Genomic DNA, 21,652 nt, shown 5'->3' on the forward strand with positions numbered 1-21,652 from the left:
CATGCACTTGAAAACAAGTTAGATTTACAGTTAACTTTCTCAGCATGGGAATACGGCAATGTCGATAAGGAGACTGGATTACCATCACGTCAAAAAGTTTTTGTTTATTGTAAATTAATCACCGAAGTTAATCCAGATGATAAGACAGCGTTACGTTTTTCATTTATGACAAGTCAAAACGTTAACGTTAAAGTAACTACTGAAAATTATTTACCTGCTGTAGTGTATTCATTTGGGTACGATTTCAGCCTCACTGTAGAAAAATATTCGGATCTACTCTTTGCTAAAAATGGTAAATTAATGGAGTATCCTCATATAACAAAAAGAGATGAATTAGCAAGCTTAGTAGAACGAATGATTAAAGATAATAAAGTAGAATTTATCAAAACATACATCGACCACAAAGGTAAAAAACGGGTATTACATACTTACGATGATACAGTTTTAATTTTGTTAGCATTAAAACGGCGTACACAGTTAGATAATATTTTAATGACAAGTACCACACATATTAAAAAAGGTACATACAATCAAATCAAAAATCAAATTGTAATGGAAGCTTTCATAGAAGCTTATGAGCAGTCACTAGAATGCTCTATAATACTACCAAATACAACGATTGATAAGTATCATCGTTATGCACAGTTTAAGCTTAATGAAGCTAAAAAAAAGACAGCTAACTAAGGAAACTGTTAAACCTAAACCCACTACAACAAATCGTATCAACACTGGTTTATTGGGTAATTGGAGTCAACCATTTTTCTTACAATTAGAACCCGGTCAATACTTAGCAGATAAACTCGGTACTCAACCTGTACAGTGTCAAGTAGCTATGGAAAATCAACTTCTAGTGTTATATACGCTAGATAAATCATTTACCCGTAGTGAAGCTATTAAAGCGTGTCACAGTAAAAAATCATTCAGTGCTAACCTCACACAACAAAGAACAAAATTACTAACTATAGGTACTATAGAATTATCTGAAATACCTATATCTAAATGGTCAGCAACACAACCACAATACGAACACATAGTTAAGTATCTAAATAAGAGTACTGTGTTGCCAGAGGTCATAAAACAGCAATACAGAGGAATTTTTCTTACCAATGAAACACTATCAATAGGTGACAGAGTGTTATGTAAGAAAAATGTGATAGGTAACAAAGTACTTGTTAAAAGTTATCTTAATGAAAAGTACTGTGTTACTCATAATCACCCCAAACCAGAATGTATATGGTTAGATCAACTACGTAACGATATCACCAAAAAGATGTTGCAAGCTAATTACAAGAAAGTTAAACAAAAAGTTGAGAATTATGTAATCAATAACTCTGATGCTCAAATACACAAAGCTACTTACGATGTTGCTAAGTATACACAATCGGCGCGATCTCTTGTAAGACAATATCAACCAAGTTGTAACGATAGTGAGATTGGTAGATTAGCTTTGTTAATCACTGAGTACATATTCACTAAGTTAAATCTCAACAAATCTCAAGCTGTTGAGTTGCTTAAATCACTCAAAACAGATGTTAATCAATACATCAAAATACGCGACTTGGTTATTAAACCAGAATTGGGTCATCTAAAGTAAATTTTAACACCAAGCGCGGTTTTCTATAAATAAGATTGGTATTGTTTCTATCTCTAACTATCTTATAGCTTAAGATGATAAGTTAACTATGATAGTTATATTAGATTAGCTACAGTAAGAAAAATAGGTTATTGCAGTTATAAATATATAGATTAATGTGTATATGATGTATGTGATATTCGTCTTAATAAACTATATTTGATTTGGCTTAGTGTACTTGCGGCTCAATACTATTAATTCTTTTAAGTTTTATTTTCTATAAGTTAACTAACCTTAAGTAATGTTACTTTAGCTAAGTTATTACTAATTAAACCTCTAGTTTCTCTAGATGCCTTTAGTTTTTTCTTACTTTATCGTGTTATTTAATATATTGTTATATGATTTAACTCGTTTTTTCTTGCTGCCTTTATGCTTAATACATATCAAAACGATAAAACTGGGGAATGGTTGTTTCTTACGTTTCCATTGTTGAATGATTAGCTTTGATAGCATTTAAGCTTTAATACCTAGCTCTATAATTCCCCATAACAAGCGATATAAGACTTAAGCTTACATTCTACCTGAGACTGAAAATAGAGGCATTATTGGCTAATTTAGCAGGGCTAATTGTTTAGTAACTACTATCAAGCTAGAAAACGAGTACTATTTTTGAGTACTATTTTATAAAATTAGCTTATATATTGCAACATTCCGATAAGTAATTATGTTATGCAACTTCTATGCAAGTACTTCTGTCTCAAGCGATACTGATAGAGTACAGCCAATTTATGCAAGTAGCTGCAAACTGTTGATTTTTCGTTAATTTAAAAAGCCCGTGACGAGGATTGAACTCGTGACCTCACCCTTACCAAGGGTGTGCTCTACCACTGAGCCACACGGGCGAAATTTGATTTTTCAGCTAGAAGTTAAAATGCTGGGAGTTTTGATGCTTTCCCAGTCATTATAACTTATAACTTCGTAAGTGGTGGGCCGGGCTGGATTTGAACCAGCGTAGGCGCAAGCCAACGGATTTACAGTCCGTCTCCATTAACCACTCGGACACCGACCCGATTTGTCTCACGATTTAAAATCTTAGCACCATGTTTTATAAATTGCAAGTGATTAGAAAAAATAACTTTTGGGTAGAGATCGCAACAAAACTGCGTCTCTACCATCTGGATAAAAATACTGGTTACACGCTCATTTCCAGCATTCGTTGCATTGGTCGCAGTGCAGCAAGGCGAATATCCTCTGACATGGTAATTTCGGGAGTACGATTTTTCATTGCCCAGTAGAGCTTTTCTAGGGTGTTTAACCGCATAAACGGACATTCGTTACAAGCACAGTTATTTATCGGTGGTGCAGGAATGAAGTGTTTGTCAGGAGCTAGTTTTTGCATTTGGTGAATGATTCCCGGCTCCGTAGCAACGATAAATTCTTTAGTGGGGCTGCTTTGACAATACTTGAGTAAGGCGGCCGTGGAGCCAATAAAACTAGCGTGGCGCAATACACTACTTTCACATTCTGGGTGTGCGATCGCCTCTGCTTCGGGATGGGCAATTTTTAATTGGATAATTTTCTTTTCCGAAAAGGTTTCATGGACAATACAGCTACCTTGCCATAGCACCAAATCTCGTCCAGTCTGTTCCATCACATACCGCCCCAAGTTCCGATCTGGGGCAAAAATAATCGGCTGTTCTTTTGGTATCTGCTGCACAATTTTCACAGCGTTGGAACTGGTGCAAATAATATCACTCATCGCCTTGATATCAGCAGAACAGTTGATATAAGACACCACCAGATGATCTGGATGCGCTGCTTTAAAAGCTGCAAACTCCTCTGGTGGACAACTGTCGGCTAAAGAACAACCAGCATTCAAATCTGGTAAAAGTACTAATTTATCGGGATTGAGTATCTTTGCTGTTTCTGCCATGAAGTGAACACCAGCAAAGACGATCACATCCGCATTGGTTTTTTCGGCGGCTCTTGCTAGTTGTAATGAATCCCCAATAAAGTCTGCAATATCCTGAATATCTGGCTCTTGATAATAATGCGCCAGGATAACTGCGTTGAGTTCTTTTTTGAGACTCTGAATCGCGGCAAACAAATCTAGTGGTAGTTCACCCGGTTGGGTTTTTTCTCGTTGAGCTAGTGCAGTAGTAAACACAGTTAGGGGGTGCTTTAAATTGCAAATTTATGTCCTGTGGAATCAATTATAGTAGTTTTTACCAAAAATAGTGGACGGTTGATATTTTGGGGTTGTGTCCAAATCCGGCTGAGTTTCATATCCTGGAGATAGACGGCAAGGAAAGTGGCATGACCAGTCAGAAAACTCAATCGATAACCCTGAAAATTGCTGTAGTTGGAGATATTCACGACCAATGGGAAGTGGAAGATGGTATTGCACTCAAGCATTTGGGTGTTGACTTAGCGCTGTTTGTCGGGGATTTTGGCAACGAGTCGGTGGAAGTGGTCAGAGCGATCGCATCTCTCGATATTCCCAAAGCAGCCGTAATGGGCAACCACGATGCTTGGTATACCGCCACCGAATGGGGACGCAAAAAGGCTCCTTATGACCGCTCTAAGGAAGACTGGGTACAGGAACAACTCGATTTATTAGGCCCGTCCCATGTCGGTTACGGTAAGTTGGATTTTCCCGCTTGGAATTTAACTGTAGTGGGGGGTCGTCCCTTTACTTGGGGTGGCCCAGAGTGGAAATTCGCGGAAATCTGTAAAGAACGTTACGGTGTGACAAGTTTGGAAGAATCCGCCGATCGCATCGTGAAAGCGATCAAAAGCGCCGCTTATGAGACGATTATATTTTTGGGTCACAATGGGCCTAGTGGATTAGGTGATCGCCCCGAAGACCCCTGCGGCAAAGACTGGCACCCAATTGGCGGCGATTTTGGCGATCCAGATTTGGGCGAGGCGATTTCTCAAGCCTTGACTGCTGGTAAAACCATTCCTCTGGTGACATTTGGTCACATGCACCGAGATTTACGCCATACCAAGAAGGTGCAACGCAAACCCATCTTTAGAAGTCCAGAGGGGACAATTTACTTAAATGCGGCTAGTGTCCCCAGGATTGTGGAAAATGACAGCGAGAAGTTGCGTAACTTTTCTATTGTCTCCTTAGAGGCGGGTGTGGTTTCGCAAGTTTCCCTAGTTTGGGTGGGGAATGACTTCCAGGTGGCTAAGGAGGAAATTTTGTATGAGCGATCGCGTATTGTGTCGTAGACATTCGCATCTAGTAGTGCAATCTGCGTAGATAATAGGGTATAGTATTATCTGTCAAGTTTAGTGCTAACCAACAAAAGCGCCTAAATAGCGTCTGAAACTAGGATCAGCACAAGTTTGACAGATTTACTGGAGAGGTGGCAGAGTGGTCGATTGCGTCCGACTTGAAATCGGATGAGGCTAAAACCTCCGGGAGTTCGAATCTCCCCCTCTCCGTTTAGGAATTAATATGTGCTAGTTGCTGGTAAAAATCACAGGCAAAATATTAATTCTGAATTGAAGTGAAGAATCAGTAATTCTTCACTTCAATTAGAGTAATAAATACTGTAATCTTACTCAAACTTGATACTGGCGATCGCTTTAAGCAGTCAACCAAGGGGGTTATTTTTGCAGAAGATTAAGACCACATTTTTGACCTTTTTCACTAAGTTGCCACAAGGTGTAGGAGAAAACAAGATATCTACTTGGCGAACTTCATCTGTCACATTTCGACTTACTTCTACCTTTCCAGAAGGGGAAAGTAACTCTTCTAAATATTGTTTAGCAAATTGATCGTGTGGTTGTCGGGCCATGCGATCGCCAGCACATTATCACAAATCAGACTAAAAAAGTGCCTTTTTTGTTAAAAAAACCACCCTAAGCTAAAGTTTACAGGGTGGTTAATGGGATAGAACTATTTAAAAATAGCAACAGTTGTACATCCGACGGCAAGGATGGTAGCTACCCAGACACTACCGCTTATCATCAGAAGTGGAATGGAAACAATACCAAGTGCCAGAATCAAGGCAACAGTTTTACCTCCTGGTTTTAAGAATGGAAGAATCGGCTTCATCCATTGCTCTAACCAATTTTGTTTAAGTATTGGTAATCTATTATCGTTGCTTTGTTCTGGATACTCGATTTGCGTTTCTTCGCTCGATTTCAGTCTGTTAGCAAGCTGCAAGTCTTCACTGTCTAAATCGAATCTTAGAACTAGACTGCTGTCGTTATGTTCTCGATAAACTATCTCTTCTTCTACAGGTTCCTCAATAGCAAAAAAGTGTGAGTTTTCTTGGTTTAAACCGCGATCAGCTTCGTCAAACTGGTGGATACTTGGCATTTTGTTTTTTTCAATTATTTAATTGGATAACTGAACCCGTCGTACCCAGCCAAGACACCAAATTCTCAGAGTATGATAAACTAAGAATATATAAATAAATTAACTAGCTCGGCGATCCTAAGAGCTTTGACATCTGAGAGAATCTGGTGTCCTAGCTCAGGTAGTCCGGGTTATTTTTTTTAAGGCTTCTTTTCTAAGGTAATAGAATCAGACAACCTACTTTACTCATAGTAATATACAAATCTAGAATTTGGTACAGGGGGGAAGACAAATTTTTGATTAGTACAAATAAACTATATCGTCTTGGATAGTCTAACAACAGGTGTTATAACAACTTTTTTATTTTTTGATTGCGGTGCAAGTGAATACCTTTAAAAAATACAAATAAATAATAACTATAATATATAACAGAGCTATACCCTTCTCATGCATGGGTAGCTTACGTCCAGTTATATCCAGGTGCAGTATTGTAGTATGTCAACGAAAGAAGGGGTTTCATCCAAACAATCTAAATCATCTGCTGCTGAGAACTCTCTCCCCTCTTCGGTGGCTTTTGTCCATAATTTCCTTGATGAGTATGGATTAGACCCTTATGAGTTTCGACTGTACGCTCATATAGTTCGCAGAACTGGAGGCAAACCTGAAGGTGTTTGCTTTGCAAGTCTCCGAAAAACAGCAGAGATTTGCAAAATGAGTACACGCAAGGCTCAACAGGGCATTAAAGTTCTAATCAAGGCTAATTTTGTTACCCAAACTAAGCGTACAGGGCGCACAGATGAGTATAGAGTTACACCTGTTAGTGATTGGGTTCCTAAAGAAGAGCTAGACGAAATCCGTAAAGCTATTGGAGGAAATTCTACAAAAACATCAGTTGGTTCAGAAATAGAAGCTGAGACTGAAACAATTGAGTCTTAGATATTCTACTGTGATGCACATATATAATTTTGTCAAAACCAATTTTATAAGTATTGCTTCGCTATAAAACTGATCTTTCATTGCGTCGTACGATCGCTCCTCTCTCCTATTGCTTGCATCGTGCTAGCATAAAGAAAAATCCTACTTTGAGGTAAAGCGATGGCTACCCTTTATGTAAGAAATTTACCCGATGATTTGTATGCAAAACTGCAAGAGTTAGCGGCATCTGAACACCGTTCCATTAACGCCCAAGTTATAACTTTGTTAGAACAAGCTTTAAAAACTGAAGCACAGCATACCGAAGAGGAAAAGCGAAAAAATGTCCCAAAACTCTTAGAGGAAATTCGCCTTCGTCGTGAGAGTCGCCAGACTGATGTGGAATGGCCTGATAGTACTGCGTTAATCCGAGAAGACCGAGACAGATGACTATCCCTCTCAGGTGTGTTGTAGACGCAAGTGTAGCTATTAAGCAATTTATACCAGATGATCCACTAACTCCGAAAGTTAATCAACTGTTTGCTCATCTTGCCAATCCTCAAACTGCGATCTATGTCCCAGACCTGTTTTACATTGAGTGTGGCAACATCATTTGGAAGTATGTCCGCGCCAAACTTTATACTGTTGCTGATGTGCCAGCAGATTTAGCAACTCTCAAAAACTTCCCCTTGCGTGTTGTCTCTACGGCTGATTTGATGGCGGATGCAGTTGCGATCGCATTAAATTATGGAATCTCCGCCTACGATGGCTCTTATGTCGCACTTTCACAGCAGGTAGGCGCTACTTTGCTGACTCTAGACGGCAACCTGGTAAAGGCTTTAGCTGGTTCGTCTTACAATGTTTCCTCGTTTAATGACTTCGAGGTTCCGCCGTTGGAGTCAATGTAGAAGCGATGTCTTCGACGGGCTATGCCTACGCTTTCCTCGCCATATATTTAACCCCAAAGCATTGAATGAGGCTAAACAAATCGATACAAACTCAGAATTGGGGAAATTAAATTTTTATCACTGACTTATCTTAGTTGCAATAAAATTAGTTTGTAAAGCAGGGAATAAACCTGCTGTTTTTTAATATTCAATTGTCAAAAATGTCTTTTACTTATAACCGCACGGTTCGTTTTCAAGATACTGATGCTGCTGGGGTAGTTTATTTTGCTAACGTTTTGAGTATTTGCCATGAAGCTTATGAAGAATCTTTAGAAGCATCAAGTATTAATCTCAAAGATTTTTTTACTAATCCATCTGTAGCTTTCCCGATTGTTCATGCTAGTGTTGATTTTTTGCGCCCTATGTTTGTCGGGGACAAGTTGCTAATTAGTTTAATTCCCCAAAAAATAGGTGTTGATAAGTTTGAAATTACTTACGAGATTATAGTGGGTGAGGTGGTAGTTGCTAAGGCTATTACCCGTCATGTTTGTATTGATGTGAGTAGTAGAAGTAAGCAGGAATTATCTGAAGAGATAATCCAATGGTTGGAAACTAACCGCAGAGATGCTGAAGGCGTAGAAAGAAGAAAGTCGAGAGAGATTATGTGATGGAATTATGGAGGAATTCTGTGGCTATTTGTTGTAACTTTTGGCGGTTAATCTTACCTTGAGAGTTACGGGGTAAGTTTTCCTGTGGAATCCAATATTTAGGGATTTTAAATTTGCTGAGTTTGTCTTTAAGTAGGGTTTGGATTTTTAAGGCAGAGGTATCTGATTTATTGGGAATGTAAATCGCTGTTAAAGCTTGTCCCCAGTGTTTATCTGGGAGGCCAATGATACAAATATCGGCAACCATTTGAGTTGATAGGATAGCTGATTCAATCTCTGCTGGATAAATATTTTCTCCACCTGTAATAATTTTGTCGCTGTTACGTCCGACTATATTTAAATAACCTTGTTCGTCTAAAAAACCTAAATCATCTACTTGAAAATCAGTTTTATTTTCTCTATTTTTAGGATAGTAACCAAGGGCTAAAGATTGAGCGTGAATGGTGATATTTCCGATTTGATTGGAATTTAAAATTTCGCCTTGCTGATTGCAAATAGTTACTTTTGCATGGGGGAGAATTTGACCACTGCTAATTTTACCACTCAGAAAATCATCCGGTTTGAGGGTAGCAATTTGAGAGGCGGTTTCTGTCATACCATAGGTAGGTGCTAATCGGATGTGGTGAAATCTGGCTTTTTCTAGTAGTTCGTTCCATGCTGGCGCACCTCCCAAAAGTACAGTATTAAATTGGGATAGCCATTCAGTTAATTCTGGATTTTGTAGGAGGCGTTGTAACTGCGTTGGTACTAAAGATATGAAAAATTCTGATTGTTTAATATTTAATATTTGACCTGATTCTACAGCTTTAAATGGTTGAATAGATAGTTTACCTGCGGTAGTGAATGAGCGCATAAATTGCATTAAACCACTAACGTGATATAAGGGCAACACGCAAAACGAATTGACTTGTTTTAGTTCAAAGTATTGTGTAAATCCTTGTACCGATGAGATGAGAGTTTCCCAAGTGTGAATGGCAAATTTAATTTCTCCTGATGAACCACCCGTAGGAATCATGATGCTATTGGGAATTGGGCATTGGTAATTATTTCCATTCCCTATTCCCCATTCCCTATTCCCCATTCCCAAAATAATATCTGGCTGTACTAAATCAAAGACTTGTTGCCATTCTTGTGTTCCCCAATCGGGATTACAAAGAAAAACTGGACAATTCGCTGCACAAGCGGCAATAAAACTTGCTAGAAACTTTAATGGTTCACATTCAGCTAAGATGATTTTTGGTGGTGTTCCACACGCTGATAATTGTGTTAGTTCTAAATATAATTCTTGAGCTATTTGATTAAATTGATGGCTGCTATAACCGATAAGCCAATCATTTTGAGCTAGGTTATTAAGACAGTCTAAAGGTCGTTCCATAAACTTTGAAGCCACGTTTCTTCTTGTTCAAAAAAATGGTCGATGCCAAAACCAACTGCCCGGTTATTTTGGGATAATTCTGTTACTAGTTGGAGTGCTGCAAGTCTAGCGATCGCAGTTTCAAATACTGATGAAAATACAGTATCAATTTTATGCTGGTGGCAAAACTTTCTCAGACGAGATGGCGATCCGACTATCCCAGGCTTGATCACAAAAATCCCTCGCCAACCTTGTTGATAACAAACAGCGAGTTGTTTAAGCGTGGCGACAGATTCATCTAAAGCGATCGCAGTTTTATAACTCGTACTCAATTCCAACATCTGCTGAAATTGCTCCACGGGTAGCGGTTGTTCGATAAATTCAATTTCTAGGGGTAGTTCTGGATTTTCCTTGAGATTGTCGCAAGTCCACAGCCATAAGTTAGCTTCTTCATAACTGAGTCCACCGTTGGCATCTAATCGTAGTTTCGTAGAGGTTGGTAAGGTGTGTATCAATGACTCAAAAATTTCTAGTTCATCAGCGATCGCATACACTCCAATTTTCCACTTAAATGTGCGATATCCCTGCTGCCACAAAGTTTCCCATTGATTTAAAGCCGCTTCCCCAGATGGTAATAAGCCGCTATAGGAGAAGGAGTGAAGCGCAGAGGATAAATTTAAATTCTTCTCCTCTGCTCCCCTGCCCCCCTGCTCCCCTGCTCCCCTGCTTCCCATCTCCCATGCTGACTCAAAGCCAAATTGACAAGCTGGTAACTCATCTGGGATCGAAAAAATCGTTTCGTCTGTAATTTCTCCTGCGAGTTGGCGACAAAAATCTAAGGCTTGTTCTAGGGTTTCGGAACCGAACCAACTAATTGGGGCAATTTCTCCCCAGCCAACTTTACCTGATTCATCGGTAAGGCGAAGAATAATACCTTCACGAATATCCCACTTCCCATGATTGGTAGTTAGCGATCGCAAAAATCTTCGTTGATATGGACGAAATTCAAATCTGTAGTCATTAGTCATTAGTCATTAGTTATTTTCCCTTGGTTTAAATGCCCAATGCCCCATGCCCCATGCCCCATGCCCAACTAAAGAATAAATCCCAAGCCGAACAACGAGCAAGCCCAGAAATGCACGGCTACGGCGATGAATTTACAGTTACTAACTTTGTCCGGGTGGTTGTGATTTTCTTGGACATGGCGGCATAATTTGACAGCGAAGGGTAAACTCACCCAACTCAGCAACGTCCAAGCTGGAGAAATCCCCAATAGCACAAACAGCAAGGTGAGGGGATAAATGCTAGCAGTAAACCAAACTAGGACTTGGGCCCCTTTTTGGGTTCCGAGACGGACGATAGGCGATCGCTTACCTGCGGCTATGTCATCCTTAACTTGGTGAAAGTGGGAGCAGAACAAAACTAAGGTTGTGGCAATCCCGACAATGACTGAGGCTGCTAAACTTGTCATTGACCAAGTTTGGGTTTGGCTGTAGTATGCTGCCTCCACTGCTAAGGGGCCAAAGGCAAAAAAGCAAAGAATCTCGCCTAAACCCTGATATCCTAAGCGAAAAGGAGGCCCTTGGTACATATAGCCCAAACCACAGCATAGTAGGATGATGCCAATCACAGTTAGGTCTTGTTGCCAAAATGCGATCGCTAGTATGCCCAGCAACCCCAAACCTAAACACAAATTTCCTATCCAAAATATTAATGGCTTATTGCCTGTTAAGTTCACCAGAGAATGGTGCTTATTTTGATCGATACCTGTTTCAGAATCAAACACATCATTACTGATATTTTCCCAGGCAAGAATTAAGATTGCCGCAGCTACAAAAGTAGAAAATACTACAGCATTGAAAATTTTAGTTTCGGCATAAGCTACTGCTGTTCCTACCCAAATGGGCATAATGGCAACGCTATACATTGGCGGTTTAATCGCTGCCATCCATAACTTAGTGTTGGGATATAAAATTTGCTTGGTAGTCATCAGTCGTGATTAATTAAATTGCCGGAATATTACTCACACTTTAGATTTTATGATTTAAAGAGACGCTAGATATGGGCGATATACAAATAACTGTCACTTTTATGATGGCTTGTTAACCTTGTGTTGTTAACACTCACACTTACGTTGCAGTCTCAGTCCAAAACTGTCTTATCATGGTCTGGGAACACCACAAATAAGCCAAACCCTACCCTGGTGAAATAGCAACTTAATATGTTACCTGTAAAAATACGACCACGATTAATTACACTTTAGGAAGTTAACTTAAAAAAATTTACTATCGTTAGATCCATGACAGTTTCACCATGTCGTAGTAACTTGTTTGTAAAGCACAAAGATTTATATCAATTTCTGGTAGCGGTGCAAGAAAAGTGCGTCAAAAATAATTGCAGACAAATTGTCAGTGTCTCCCAAGAAATTGATTTAGTTGATCCTTTACTTGTATTAGATAAACTTACACAAGCAAATGAAATAAATTTTTACTTTGAGGACAGAGGTAAAGGAGAAGCGATCGCAGCAATTGATGCTGTAGCAAAATTACAGATTGATGGCTCAGACCGTTTTAATCAAGCAGAGTATTTTATCAAATCTTGTCTAAAAAATATAATTAATTTTGGTAACGCAAACCAACCTTTTTCTAGGCCTCACTTTTTTTGTTATTTCAGTTTTTTCGATAAAAATGCCCAAGTAGATTATCCATTTCCATCTGCTACCATTTTTCTTCCACGTTGGCAAGTAGCTGTAAAAAATCAGCGTTGCATATTAGTAACAAATATAATTATCAATCCAAATGTAAATATTGAAAGATGGTTGGAGAAAATCCAAAATAAAATTGAATTTATCCAAACTTTAGAAAATCACTCTGCTAATATTGATTATTTTCCTACAAACTTATATAAAAAATCTGTCACCAACTCTGCTCAATTTAAACGTTCAGTAGTATCTGTTTTGGAAAAAATTCAGTCAACTCATTTAAGTAAGATTGTCCTAGCAGATATATTAGATGTAAAATCAAGTAACCACTTTAACTTAGTTAAATCATTAAATAATCTTAGACAAAATCATCCTAATTGTTATATCTTCTCTACAAGTAATGGCAAAGGACAAAATTTTATTGGTGCAAGTCCAGAAAGATTAATTAGTATTAATAATAAACAGTTAATCACTGATGCTTTAGCTGGTTCTGCGCCACGAGGTAAAACCCCTGCTGAAGATGCAGCTAATGCCAATCGCTTACTAAATAGTGAAAAAGAAAAGCACGAACATTCCCTAGTACTTGATTTCATTACACAACGACTATGCCAGTTAGGTTTATTACCGCAAATATTAGCACCACGACTGCGACAATTATCGAATATCCAGCATTTATGGACACCAATCAGTGCTATGGTTCCCGCTGACATACACCCATTAAAGATTGTCGGACAATTGCATCCTACCCCAGCCGTTGCAGGTGCAGCCCAAGATGTAGCTTGTGCCGAAATTCGTCGTTACGAAAGCTTCGAGAGAGGTTTATATGCTGCACCTTTAGGTTGGATAGATTCTCAGGGTAACTGTGAGTTTATTGTGGGAATTCGTTCAGCATTAATTGATGGCGATCGCGCGAGATTGTATGCTGGTGCTGGTATCGTGGCTGGCTCTGATCCTGACAAGGAGTTTGCAGAGGTGCAGCTTAAACTTCAGGCGTTACTGAAAGCATTAGTTTAAAATTAATTCTTTAGTAGTTGACCTAGAAAATGCTATTAGCAACAACGTACTAGACAGCAACTTATTGGATAATATGAAAATATTGTGGTTTTTACGAAACCCCTATCAACTATAAATTCTAAGGAAATAAGTAATATGTTAGATATAAAGCTTTCTAAAAGTAGCGAAGAAGAACTTTTCCCGCCTCAAGAGTTTTTTAACGAGCAGTGGAAACTTTACCAAAAAATACTCGATAACAATTACATGGGACACCGTGAAATTTACTCTACACTGCGCGAGTTGCTGCTTGGACACTTCCAACAACCCTTTAAGATGCTTGATTTGGGATGCGGCGATGCTAGCTTTACTTCCCAAGCTTTGTTAAATAGCACGATTACTTCCTACCAAGGCATAGACTTATCTATACCTGCACTAGAGATTGCTAAGAATAATATGGCAAAGATTCAATGCCACACAACCTTTACCCAAGGAAATATTTCCCAATTTGTTCCTGAATTGATGTCAAGTCAGCAAAATAGCTTCGATGTCATTTTAAGCTCTTTTGTTCTCCATCATTTAAGCCTTGAAGAAAAGGACTCGATTATTGGTCAGCTTAAGCATCTTCTCACCTCTAAAGGTGTTTTTATTCTCATTGATGTTGTCCGGAAAGAAGGAGAAGATCGAGAAACCTACCTTAAATGCTATTTAGATAATGTACAAAAGGACTGGTCTTTAATTACTCCCCAAGAGTATTTAATGTTAGCAAATCATATTTCTTCAAGTGATTTTCCTGAAACTCAGAAAACTCTTGATGAGATTTCACAAACATACAATTTTACTCGCTTCGATTGCCTGTATAACAATCCACTCGATGCCACACAATTGTTGTGCTTTTACCGATAAGCATAAAAGATTGGTGGAATTATTTGTATAGATAGCCTCTCTCTTTGTAGAAAAGAGGCTTTAAATCGTACTTGAAACTCGTCAAATACAATTTAAAATGATTTGTTTTTGCACAATTGCAGAGTTAGAAATTCATCTAAAAATCCTGATGAGTAAAAGCTTTAGCATTCGCCCCGGTGTAAGTAGCAACGATATGACCATCACCAGTCATTTGATATTTGTATGTCACCAATCCTTCCAAACCAACGGGACCGCGGGGAGGCATTTGTTGCGTACTAATTCCTACTTCTGCGCCGAAACCATAGCGGAAACCATCAGCAAATCTGGTAGAACAATTGTGGAATATATTCGCTGAATTTACTAGTCCAAAGAAAGTTTCCACAGATGTTGGATCTTCAGAGATAATGGCATCGGTATGACGAGAACCATATTCGTTAATATGAGCGATCGCATCTTCTATAGAGTCTACAATCTTAATAGACAAAATAAAATCGCTGTATTCTGTTTCCCAATCTATTTCTGTCGCATTTGCAATGTTAGGCAAAATTTCCAAGGTGCGTTGATCACCTCTTAATTCCACATGGCGTTCTTGCAAAGCCTCAGCAACTTTTGGTAAAAATTCTCTAGCAATTGATTGGTGAACTAGCAAAGTTTCAATTGCATTACAAACAGCAGGATATTGAGCTTTCGCATCTACAGTAATCGGAACGGCTTTAGAAATATCAGCGGCTTTATCTATATAAAGATGACAAATTCCATCAGCATGACCTAGTACCGGAATACGAGTATTTTCTTGTACAAATCTGACAAAGGAATTAGAACCTCTAGGAATAATTAAATCTACATATTTATCTAACTTCAAAAGTTCTAGAGTTTCTTCTCTAGTTGTAAGCAACTGTACCGCATCAGGGTTAACAGCAGTTTGAGATAATCCCTGTTTAATTGCTTTAACTATCGCTTCACAAGAACGGACAGCTTCCTTTCCACATTTCAGGATTACACCATTTCCCGATTTGATTGCTAAAGAAACAATTTGAATCGCCGCCTCTGGACGGGCTTCAAAAATAATCCCCAAAACCCCTAAAGGACAAGTGATGCGCTTCAGAATTAAGCCAGTGTCAAGTTCGCGGTGAATCTGCACTTTACCAATTGGATCGGCTAGCTTACCAACATCTCGGACTCCAACGATCGCATCTCTTAATTTATGTTCATCTAACTGCAAGCGCTTATAAAGCGGTTGGGGAATACCTTCGGCAGTAGCAGCTTTACAATCAGCAACATTTGCTTGTAAAATTTCATCTCTAGCTGATTCTAAAGCTTGAGCGATCGCCTCAATCGCCTGATTTTTTGCCTCAGTGGAGAGAATCGCTAGCTTACTTGCAGCTTGGCGGGTTTGTCCTGCGATCGCAATTAGGGGAGAAGCTATATCAAAAATAGTCATAGTACAAATCTTTACCTTTTCTTCATCTTATCAATCTCAGGTGATGTTCATCATTCGTCTTCCTCCAATCGGGTGAACCGTTTGGGTAATCAATAATTACTCTAATCGGGTGAAGCAAGGCTGGGTGGAAAACATTTATTCTCTAAATATCAAACACGGACAAAGAGGTACTAAGTTTACCGCAGCAAAAATATTATAAGTATTATTACAGTTGTTATTTGAAAGTCTTAAATATGATTTATGCGTTCCCCAGGCTAGAGAGACATAGTAATGTATGTTTCTCTAGTCTTTTACTTAAGTAAATATTTTATACTGTCATTATTTAAATTTTTACGAAATTGCAGTGACGATCGCTGGATCTATTGAGTATTGATAGATCAAATACCACTCCTTTAGTAGGGAGATACTATGTCATTGCAATCTGCATTAGATGCCTTAAACCAAAAACGTTATCAAGAAGCGGTTGAATTACTCGAACAATTCTGCCGCGATTGCGCTGAACAGAATTCCTCAGATTATCTTTCAGCACAGATGTGGCTGATGAAAGCTTATCAAGCCACAGGCGAAACCGAAAAAGCCAAAGCCCTGTGTCAAAAGCTAATCATGAGTGAAAATCCACAGGCTCGCAGTTGGGCAGAACAAGCTAGTCAATCCTTGGGTCAAACGCCACCTAAAGCTAGCCAAAAAGCTGGTCGTGCCGTTACCACTGGGATGAAATTAGCAATGGGGGGAGTGGGTGGTAGTTTGGCGTTAGCTTCTGGTGTCACCATGACCTTGCTGTTTGGCATGGTGTTGGCTTTAGGTTTGAGCATAGTATTTATTTTGGGTAACGATAATCCACTCCAAGGATTAGCGATCGCTATTGGTATTACCCTAGTCTTTAATATCGCCGCCTTTTTCATATCTCCATTCATCATGGACTTAACTCAAGGCTGGCTTTACCAAACTCGCTGGGTAGATTTGGCAGAAGTTGAAACCCTCAGTCCAGAGACAGCTAAAGTTATTCGCCAAGTCTGTGAGCAGAAAAAGCTAAAAACGCCGCGTTTGGGAATTATTGACGACCAAAATCCCACGGCTTTTACTTATGGTTCATTGCCGAACAGCGCCCGTTTAGTCGTCAGTCAGGGACTTTTCACATACCTCGATGACGATGAAGTTGCTACCGTTTACGCTCACGAACTGGGGCACATCGTCCACTGGGACTTTGCAGTGATGACAGTAGCTTCTACCTTAGTGCAAATTTGTTACTTGATTTACAGCACAGCCAGAAGATTTGGGCGTGGCGGTGGCGATAGCAAAATCAAAGATGCGATGCAAACTGCTGCCCTAGTTGCTTACGTGTTTTATGTCATCGGTACTTATCTAGTGCTGTACCTCTCCCGCACACGAGAATACTTTGCCGACCACTTTGCAGCCGAAAGTACAGGTAATCCCAATGGATTATCCCGCGCTTTGGTGAAGATTGCCTACGGAATTTTAGAAGAAGGTTCGCGGACACAAGAACCCAGCCGTTTAATTGAAGGAACTCGCGCCTTGGGTATCTATGACCATAAAGCCGCCGCTTCCACAGGAACCGCTTACCGCATTACATCCGATACTCAAAAAGTTGGTCGCGTCTTTCTGTGGGATATGTTTAACCCTTGGGGTTGGTGGATGGAGTTAAATTCAACTCATCCCTTGACAGGCAAGCGAGTTCGCGCATTGAGCAACTATGCCGAACAATTGGGTTTACCGACTGAGTTTGATATGGGGCGAGTTATTGGAGAAGGTAAAACTCTTAATAAAAGTAGACTTTACGGCAACTTCTTTTTAGATGTTGTACTTTACGGCGCTGAAACTATTGGTTTCTTTGCTGGCTTGGTAACAGGTGTGATTTTGTTGTCAAGTTCGCAAAACACAGGTTTAGTACTGGGTGCGCCATTAATTGGCTTAGGGATGGGAATTCTCATCAAAGCCTTGGTGATGTTCCCCGACTACAAACAAGCACCAGAAACCGATATTCTCACCCTGATGTCAGACCCTTATGCCAGTCCATTACGCGGACAACCTGCAAAACTGGAAGGTCAACTTATTGGCCGTGGCGACGCTGGTTATAAATTTGGTTCCGATTTAAAAATTCAAGATCGTAGCGGAATGCTTTATCTGCATTACGCCTCACGCTTTGGCCCTATTGGCAATTTTCTGTTTGGGATGAAGCGAGTCCAAAGCTTGATTGGCGAACAAGTTGGCGCTGTGGGTTGGTTCCGTCGAGGTGTTGCGCCTTGGATGGATTTAATTCAACTCCAGAGTAAAAATGGCACCATCGTCAACAGTTACCATCGCTTTTGGTCATTCATCCTTGGCGGTGGATCGATTATCCTGGGAGTGGTCTTGACTATGTTTTTGAGCCGCAGCTAGCAAAGTTTCTAGGCTGCTGTCGAAGCATTTCTCAGTCCATCCAAGCTTTAATTTCTCAGGAGGTAGTTAGTAACTGCCTCCGTTTTTTATGGAAGGGGGCAGTGTTTCGACTACGCGGCAGTTGAGCGTAGTCGAAACCCAACCGCATTTGTTATTTCGGTTCCTCAAAAGCTTCTGCTGTTAGCTCTTGCTGTGAATACGGCTAACTTGTAGTCCTTTGCACTAATGCCCTTACCCGTGAGCGCAATGTCTCTATTTGTTGACTGAAATCGTCTACATCCATGTTGCTCACTTTGCAAAGACTAAGAAGCGTAAGTTAGATACAATATTTGGCAATTATAAATAAATCTATAATTACACTAAAAGCTGAACTCAAAACTATTGCTCAAAAGATAGAGGTTTGTCTTGACAACGCGAGTTCTACAAAGTGAATTAGACACAATATAGCTGTCTCAACCTCTAATTCTGATCCTAAAATAAAGAATTCATAAAGAAATCCACCTAGAATGCTGTACAGCAACAAACATAATAAGTAGATTTAAAAAAATTTTTTTATAACTTTAGGAGGGCCTGATGGTTACAGCAACAGTACCAAGACAACAGGTTAAAATTGGCCCAACCAAGTTGCTGATTAACAATGAGTGGGTAGAAAGTGTCAGCGATCGCCGATTTGAAACAATCAACCCGACTACAGGTGAGGTGATCTGCGAAGTCTCAGAAGCAGATGCCCCAGATGTAGATAAAGCAGTACAAGCAGCCCGTGCGGCTTTCACTAGTGGAGAATGGAGAAAGATATCTGCCACCCGTCGCGGCGAGTTGCTTTACAAGCTAGCTGACTTAATTGAGCAGAATATCGATGAGTTGGCACGACTAGAAACTCTCGACAACGGTAAGCCATTACAAGATTCATTAGGTGACTTAGGATTAGTCATCGCCTGCTATCGTTACTACGCAGGCTGGGCTGATAAAGTACAAGGTAAAACCATCCCGATTAATGGGCCATACTTCTGCTACACTCGCCATGAGCCTGTGGGTGTAGTTGGTCAAATTATCCCGTGGAATTTTCCACTTTTGATGCAAGCGTGGAAATTAGCACTAGCTTTGGCAACTGGTAATACTGTAGTTCTCAAAACAGCCGAACAAACACCATTATCAGCACTGCGAGTAGGTGAGTTGATTATTGAAGCAGGTTTTCCCCCTGGTGTGGTGAACATCTTATCAGGATACGGGCCAACCGCCGGGGCTGCGATCGCTCGTCATAGAGATATTGACAAAGTGGCATTTACTGGTTCCACTGAAGTCGGTCATCTAATTATGGAAGCAGCGGCTAAGAGTAACCTGAAGCGCGTCACTTTGGAACTTGGTGGCAAGAGTCCTAACATCGTCTTTGCCGATGCAGACATGGACGAGGCGATCGCAGGTTGCCACGATGCCTTATTCTTTAACCAAGGGCAGTGCTGCTGTGCTGGTTCGCGATTATTTGTCGAAGAAAAATGCTATGAAAAGTTTGTTGTCAAGACCGTAGAAAGAGCTAGACAGAGAGTTGTCGGTAATCCCTTCGATGCCAACACACAACAAGGGCCGCAAGTAGACAAAGACCAATTTGATCGGGTGATGAGCTACATCGAATCTGGGATACGTGAAGGCGCTCAGTTGTTATGTGGTGGCAATCAAGTCGGCGACAAGGGTTATTTTATCGCACCCACAGTCTTTGCCGATGTCCGCGATGACATGAAGATTGCCCAAGAGGAAATCTTTGGCCCAGTGATGAGCATCATCAAATTTAAAGATATTGATGAAGTCATTCAACGGGCGAATGACACAATGTATGGACTCGCCGCCGCTGTGTGGACTCAGGATATCACCAAAGCTCATGCGATCGCCAACAATCTTCGGGCTGGTACTGTGTGGGTAAATTGCTATGACGTATTCGATGCTGCTGCACCCTTCGGTGGATTTAAGCAGTCTGGTATTGGTCGCGAACTAGGCGAATATGGCTTGCAGCAATATACCGAAGTTAAGACCGTTACCATCAAGTTGTAGTTCGAGCCGAAGAGGACAAGGGGAGGATTTTCTCGCTTTGTCCCCTTATCTGTTTATTCATCCTCCTAAATCTGAAAAAAATCGATTTTAGGAGGATGATGAATGTGATATTTGATATGGGGTGGGCATGATAAATAGATTATGCACACAACCCTAAGAGAATTCTGATGATAAATGCGATCGCTAGTAGATTTCGCCAACTTATGGCTGGTAAAAACAGCCCAATTGGCAGATATGACCATAAAAACAAAACCAAGCGTTCCTTAGCACTGTATACCTGCATAGGATTAGTAGGTGGAATTCTGGCATTGTTGTTAATGGCGTCCCCAGGAGTAGCCTAAAAACCGGAACCCCAGCAATCCTCACAACTCCAACAACCGTTATTAGTAGCTACACGAGTTATACCGCCCTTTGTAATACCAAACAAAGGTGAACTATCGGGATTCAGTATCGACCTCTGGCGCAGCATCGCCAACCAAATAGGTGTAGAGTCTAAATTTATAGAATATTCCACTGTGCCGGAACTGCTTTCTGCTATTAAGGACAACAAAGCTAATTTAGGGATTTCAGCTATTTCGATTACAGCCGAACGCCAGCAGAATTTTGATTTCTCATTACCCATTTTTGCTGGGGGGCTGCAAATAATGGTACGAAACGCAGAAAGCAACGACAGCGCCTTCCCAAATATTTTGCAATTATTTTTCTCTACTAGCCTCTTGCAAGTAATAGGCGTTGCCTTAGTGCTAATTGTCGTAGCAGCCCACATTCTTTGGTTATCTGAGCGCAATCATAAAGATGGGATGATTCCCCAATCATACTTTCCTGGCATTTTCAAAGCCTGTTGGTGGTCAGCTGCCACATTAGCAACCCAAGCTGATGAAATGCCCAAGGGAGTACTAGGACGCTTAGTAGGTATTATCTGGATGTTCATTGGAGTACTTTTTGCCGCCTACTTTACAGCCAGCGCTACTACTTCATTGACAGTACAACAGCTTCAGGGCGATATCAGGAGTATAGACGATTTACCTGGCAAGGTAGTGGCCACAACTGCGGGCAGCACAGCCGCCACATATATGCGAGAACATAAGATTTCAGTTCTAGAAGTTAACAAGATTGATCAAGCTTACAATGCTCTGCAAACCAAAAAAGCTGATGCCGTAGTGTTTGATGCACCTGTACTTCTTTTCTATGCTGCTAATGAAGGCAAAGGGAAAGTACAGATTGTTGGCAGTATCTTGCGTGAAGAAAACTATGGCATTATTCTGCCCAACAACAGTCCCTACCGCAAACCAATTAATCAAGCTCTACTGAATCTTAAAGAAAATGGCACTTATCAATCGCTATATGATAAGTGGTTCGATGCTGAAAAATCTTGAAGAAGGGAATGGGGAGCAGGGAGCAGGGGAGCAGAGCAGGGGACAAGGGAGAATTATTGAACAAGTTTCTTCCTTGTCTCCCCCCTCTT

Annotated in this window: 20 protein-coding genes and 3 tRNA genes; 14 read left to right on the plus strand and 9 right to left on the minus strand. The window is 40.3% G+C overall.

Annotated elements, in window-relative coordinates; translation table 11 throughout:
• The first annotated feature begins 165 nt into the window (after window positions 1–165).
• Together QUD05_RS16185 and QUD05_RS16190 are read left to right on the plus strand one after the other, a co-directional pair.
• Window positions 166–684: a hypothetical protein gene (locus tag QUD05_RS16185; RefSeq protein WP_289796951.1), complete on the plus strand. Its 519-nt coding sequence runs from the start codon at window positions 166–168 to the stop codon at window positions 682–684.
• Entirely contained in the window at window positions 656–1,594 is a 939-nt protein-coding gene (locus QUD05_RS16190) for a hypothetical protein (protein WP_289796952.1), read from the plus strand. Before QUD05_RS16185 ends, QUD05_RS16190 begins: the two co-directional genes overlap by 29 nt.
• Window positions 1,595–2,403: 809 nt before the next feature.
• Here QUD05_RS16190 and QUD05_RS16195 read toward each other — a convergent pair.
• The 3 genes from QUD05_RS16195 to nadA all read right to left on the minus strand — a co-directional run bounded on the left by QUD05_RS16195 (window position 2,404) and on the right by nadA (window position 3,740).
• Window positions 2,404–2,475, minus strand: a tRNA-Thr gene (locus QUD05_RS16195).
• Between the two features lie 81 nt (window positions 2,476–2,556).
• A tRNA-Tyr gene (locus QUD05_RS16200) sits at window positions 2,557–2,642 on the minus strand.
• Window positions 2,643–2,765: 123 nt separating this feature from the next.
• On the minus strand, window positions 2,766–3,740 hold the full coding sequence (nadA, locus tag QUD05_RS16205; RefSeq protein WP_289796953.1) for a quinolinate synthase NadA: 975 nt from the start codon (window positions 3,738–3,740) through the stop codon (window positions 2,766–2,768).
• Between the two features lie 149 nt (window positions 3,741–3,889).
• On the opposite strand from nadA, the gene QUD05_RS16210 reads away from it, so the two are divergent.
• Together QUD05_RS16210 and QUD05_RS16215 are read left to right on the plus strand one after the other, a co-directional pair.
• On the plus strand, window positions 3,890–4,810 hold the full coding sequence (locus QUD05_RS16210) for a TIGR04168 family protein (protein WP_289796954.1): 921 nt from the start codon (window positions 3,890–3,892) through the stop codon (window positions 4,808–4,810).
• Window positions 4,811–4,941: 131 nt separating this feature from the next.
• Window positions 4,942–5,026: transfer RNA gene (locus tag QUD05_RS16215), tRNA-Ser, on the plus strand.
• 152 nt (window positions 5,027–5,178) lie between these two features.
• On the opposite strand, the gene QUD05_RS16220 is transcribed toward QUD05_RS16215, so the two are convergent.
• Window positions 5,179–5,382 carry a hypothetical protein gene (locus QUD05_RS16220; protein ID WP_289800149.1) on the minus strand — a complete coding sequence of 68 codons (204 nt, stop codon included), beginning with the start codon at window positions 5,380–5,382 and terminating at the stop codon, window positions 5,179–5,181.
• Between the two features lie 101 nt (window positions 5,383–5,483).
• Window positions 5,484–5,909 carry a hypothetical protein gene (locus QUD05_RS16225; RefSeq protein ID WP_289796955.1) on the minus strand — a complete coding sequence of 142 codons (426 nt, stop codon included), beginning with the start codon at window positions 5,907–5,909 and terminating at the stop codon, window positions 5,484–5,486.
• Between the two features lie 474 nt (window positions 5,910–6,383).
• Between QUD05_RS16225 and QUD05_RS16230 the strand changes: the two genes are divergently transcribed.
• The 4 genes from QUD05_RS16230 to QUD05_RS16245 all read left to right on the plus strand — a co-directional run bounded on the left by QUD05_RS16230 (window position 6,384) and on the right by QUD05_RS16245 (window position 8,355).
• Window positions 6,384–6,824, plus strand: a complete 441-nt coding sequence (locus tag QUD05_RS16230; RefSeq protein WP_289796956.1) for a helix-turn-helix domain-containing protein — start codon at window positions 6,384–6,386, stop codon at window positions 6,822–6,824.
• Window positions 6,825–6,983: 159 nt separating this feature from the next.
• On the plus strand, window positions 6,984–7,250 hold the full coding sequence (locus QUD05_RS16235) for a FitA-like ribbon-helix-helix domain-containing protein (protein WP_289796957.1): 267 nt from the start codon (window positions 6,984–6,986) through the stop codon (window positions 7,248–7,250).
• Window positions 7,247–7,708 (plus strand): type II toxin-antitoxin system VapC family toxin, encoded by a 462-nt coding sequence (locus QUD05_RS16240; protein ID WP_289796958.1) that lies wholly within the window; start codon window positions 7,247–7,249, stop codon window positions 7,706–7,708. The genes QUD05_RS16235 and QUD05_RS16240 overlap by 4 nt, the downstream gene beginning before the upstream one ends.
• Window positions 7,709–7,908: 200 nt before the next feature.
• Window positions 7,909–8,355, plus strand: coding sequence for an acyl-CoA thioesterase (locus QUD05_RS16245; protein WP_289796959.1), 447 nt, complete (start codon window positions 7,909–7,911; stop codon window positions 8,353–8,355).
• Here QUD05_RS16245 and QUD05_RS16250 read toward each other — a convergent pair.
• From QUD05_RS16250 to menA, 3 genes are all read right to left on the minus strand, one after another.
• On the minus strand, window positions 8,348–9,730 hold the full coding sequence (locus QUD05_RS16250) for a 2-succinylbenzoate--CoA ligase (RefSeq protein WP_289796960.1): 1,383 nt from the start codon (window positions 9,728–9,730) through the stop codon (window positions 8,348–8,350). The two genes, QUD05_RS16245 and QUD05_RS16250, sit on opposite strands and share 8 nt — an antisense overlap.
• Complete coding sequence (locus QUD05_RS16255; protein WP_289796961.1) at window positions 9,715–10,737, minus strand: o-succinylbenzoate synthase; 1,023 nt, start codon at window positions 10,735–10,737, stop codon at window positions 9,715–9,717. The genes QUD05_RS16250 and QUD05_RS16255 overlap by 16 nt, the downstream gene beginning before the upstream one ends.
• Before the next feature lie 65 nt (window positions 10,738–10,802).
• Window positions 10,803–11,699: a 2-carboxy-1,4-naphthoquinone phytyltransferase gene (gene menA, locus QUD05_RS16260; protein WP_289796962.1), complete on the minus strand. Its 897-nt coding sequence runs from the start codon at window positions 11,697–11,699 to the stop codon at window positions 10,803–10,805.
• Window positions 11,700–12,008: 309 nt separating this feature from the next.
• Between menA and QUD05_RS16265 the strand changes: the two genes are divergently transcribed.
• A complete protein-coding gene (locus QUD05_RS16265) occupies window positions 12,009–13,424 on the plus strand; it encodes an isochorismate synthase (protein ID WP_289796963.1) in 1,416 nt (471 codons plus the stop codon).
• A gap of 135 nt (window positions 13,425–13,559) precedes the next feature.
• Window positions 13,560–14,306 carry a class I SAM-dependent methyltransferase gene (locus tag QUD05_RS16270; protein WP_289796964.1) on the plus strand — a complete coding sequence of 249 codons (747 nt, stop codon included), beginning with the start codon at window positions 13,560–13,562 and terminating at the stop codon, window positions 14,304–14,306.
• A 136-nt stretch (window positions 14,307–14,442) separates the two neighbouring features.
• Here QUD05_RS16270 and QUD05_RS16275 read toward each other — a convergent pair whose 3' ends face one another.
• Window positions 14,443–15,747, minus strand: coding sequence for a glutamate-5-semialdehyde dehydrogenase (locus QUD05_RS16275; RefSeq protein WP_289796965.1), 1,305 nt, complete (start codon window positions 15,745–15,747; stop codon window positions 14,443–14,445).
• 408 nt (window positions 15,748–16,155) lie between these two features.
• Here QUD05_RS16275 and QUD05_RS16280 point away from each other — a divergent pair, with 408 nt between their 5' ends.
• The 4 genes from QUD05_RS16280 to QUD05_RS34090 all read left to right on the plus strand — a co-directional run bounded on the left by QUD05_RS16280 (window position 16,156) and on the right by QUD05_RS34090 (window position 21,563).
• A complete protein-coding gene (locus QUD05_RS16280; RefSeq protein ID WP_289796966.1) occupies window positions 16,156–18,144 on the plus strand; it encodes a zinc metalloprotease HtpX in 1,989 nt (662 codons plus the stop codon).
• A 573-nt stretch (window positions 18,145–18,717) separates the two neighbouring features.
• Window positions 18,718–20,187, plus strand: a complete 1,470-nt coding sequence (locus tag QUD05_RS16285) for an aldehyde dehydrogenase family protein (protein WP_289796967.1) — start codon at window positions 18,718–18,720, stop codon at window positions 20,185–20,187.
• A 167-nt stretch (window positions 20,188–20,354) separates the two neighbouring features.
• Complete coding sequence (locus tag QUD05_RS34080) at window positions 20,355–20,528, plus strand: hypothetical protein (RefSeq protein ID WP_354666134.1); 174 nt, start codon at window positions 20,355–20,357, stop codon at window positions 20,526–20,528.
• 108 nt (window positions 20,529–20,636) lie between these two features.
• The gene (locus QUD05_RS34090) at window positions 20,637–21,563 is read left to right on the plus strand and encodes a transporter substrate-binding domain-containing protein (RefSeq protein WP_502911431.1); all 927 of its coding nucleotides are present in this window, start codon (window positions 20,637–20,639) and stop codon (window positions 21,561–21,563) included.
• The last annotated feature ends 89 nt before the right edge of the window (window positions 21,564–21,652 follow it).

Origin of the sequence: Nostoc sp. GT001, assembly GCF_030382115.1 — a bacterium.
Classification (GTDB): domain Bacteria; phylum Cyanobacteriota; class Cyanobacteriia; order Cyanobacteriales; family Nostocaceae; genus Nostoc.